General features: G+C 53.3%; 1 rRNA gene. It reads left to right on the forward strand.

Features of this window, described 5'->3' with window-relative positions:
- Positions 1-2336 (forward strand): 23S ribosomal RNA (locus H281_RS0134105); the annotation flags it as partial.
- Between the last annotated feature and the right edge of the window lie 13 nt (positions 2337-2349).

Here is a 2349-nt window from a genome sequence, read left to right on the forward strand (position 1 = left end):
AAGGGGTGACGGCGTACCTTTTGTATAATGGGTCAGCGACTTACATTCAGTGGCAAGCTTAACCGATTAGGGCAGGCGTAGCGAAAGCGAGTCCGAACAGGGCGTTCAGTCGCTGGGTGTAGACCCGAAACCAGGTGATCTATCCATGGCCAGGATGAAGGTGCGGTAACACGTACTGGAGGTCCGAACCCACTAACGTTGAAAAGTTAGGGGATGAGCTGTGGATAGGGGTGAAAGGCTAAACAAACCTGGAAATAGCTGGTTCTCTCCGAAAACTATTTAGGTAGTGCCTCGTGTATCACCTTCGGGGGTAGAGCACTGTCATGGTTGTGGGGTCCATTGCGGATTACTACGCCATAGCAAACTCCGAATACCGAAGAGTGCAATCACGGGAGACAGACATCGGGTGCTAACGTCCGGTGTCAAGAGGGAAACAACCCAGACCGCCAGCTAAGGTCCCCAAATATGGCTAAGTGGGAAACGAAGTGGGAAGGCTAAAACAGTCAGGAGGTTGGCTTAGAAGCAGCCATCCTTTAAAGAAAGCGTAATAGCTCACTGATCGAGTCGTCCTGCGCGGAAGATGTAACGGGGCTAAGCCATATACCGAAGCTGCGGATGCACATTTATGTGCATGGTAGGAGAGCGTTCCGTAAGCCTGCGAAGGTGCACTGGAAAGTGTGCTGGAGGTATCGGAAGTGCGAATGCTGACATGAGTAGCGATAAAGGGGGTGAAAGGCCCCCTCGCCGTAAGCCCAAGGTTTCCTACGCAACGTTCATCGGCGTAGGGTGAGTCGGCCCCTAAGGCGAGGCAGAAATGCGTAGCTGATGGGAAGCAGGTTAATATTCCTGCACCATTGTTGAATGCGATGGGGGGACGGATCGCGGAAGGTTGTCCGGGTGTTGGAAGTCCCGGTCCTTGCATTGGAGAAGGCGCTTTGGCAAATCCGGGCGCGGAATTCAAGGGTGTGAGGCCAGTCACTTCGGTGACGAAGCAATCGGAAGTGGTTCCAGGAAAAGCCTCTAAGCTTCAGTTCAACAAGACCGTACCGCAAACCGACACAGGTGGGCGAGATGAGTATTCTAAGGCGCTTGAGAGAACTCGGGAGAAGGAACTCGGCAAATTGGTACCGTAACTTCGGGATAAGGTACGCCCCTGTAGCTTGACTCGCCTGCGCGAGAAGGGTGAAGGGGTTGCAATAAACTGGTGGCTGCGACTGTTTAATAAAAACACAGCACTCTGCAAACACGAAAGTGGACGTATAGGGTGTGACGCCTGCCCGGTGCCGGAAGATTAAATGATGGGGTGCAAGCTCCTGATTGAAGTCCCGGTAAACGGCGGCCGTAACTATAACGGTCCTAAGGTAGCGAAATTCCTTGTCGGGTAAGTTCCGACCTGCACGAATGGCGTAACGATGGCCACACTGTCTCCTCCCGAGACTCAGCGAAGTTGAAGTGTTTGTGATGATGCAATCTCCCCGCGGCTAGACGGAAAGACCCCATGAACCTTTACTGTAGCTTTGCATTGGACTTTGAACCGGTCTGTGTAGGATAGGTGGGAGGCTGTGAAGCGTGGACGCCAGTCTGCGTGGAGCCATCCTTGAAATACCACCCTGATCTGTTTGAGGTTCTAACCTTGGTCCGTAATCCGGATCGGGGACAGTGCATGGTAGGCAGTTTGACTGGGGCGGTCTCCTCCCAAAGTGTAACGGAGGAGTACGAAGGTACGCTAGGTACGGTCGGAAATCGTGCTGATAGTGCAATGGCATAAGCGTGCTTAACTGCGAGACCGACAAGTCGAGCAGGTGCGAAAGCAGGTCATAGTGATCCGGTGGTTCTGTATGGAAGGGCCATCGCTCAACGGATAAAAGGTACTCTGGGGATAACAGGCTGATACCGCCCAAGAGTTCATATCGACGGCGGTGTTTGGCACCTCGATGTCGGCTCATCTCATCCTGGGGCTGTAGCCGGTCCCAAGGGTATGGCTGTTCGCCATTTAAAGAGGTACGTGAGCTGGGTTTAAAACGTCGTGAGACAGTTTGGTCCCTATCTGCCGTGGGCGCTGGATATTTGAAGGGGGCTGCTCCTAGTACGAGAGGACCGGAGTGGACGAACCTCTGGTGTACCGGTTGTCACGCCAGTGGCATCGCCGGGTAGCTATGTTCGGAAGAGATAACCGCTGAAAGCATCTAAGCGGGAAACTCGCCTTAAGATGAGATATCCCCGGGGCTTCGAGCCCCTTGAAGGGTCGTTCAAGACCAGGACGTTGATAGGTCAGGTGTGTAAGCGCAGTAATGTGCTCAGCTAACTGATACTAATTGCCCGTAAGGCTTGATCCTATAACAGGTGTGT

Origin of the sequence: Paraburkholderia caledonica (genome assembly GCF_000383275.1) — a bacterium.
GTDB lineage: Bacteria > Pseudomonadota > Gammaproteobacteria > Burkholderiales > Burkholderiaceae > Paraburkholderia > Paraburkholderia caledonica.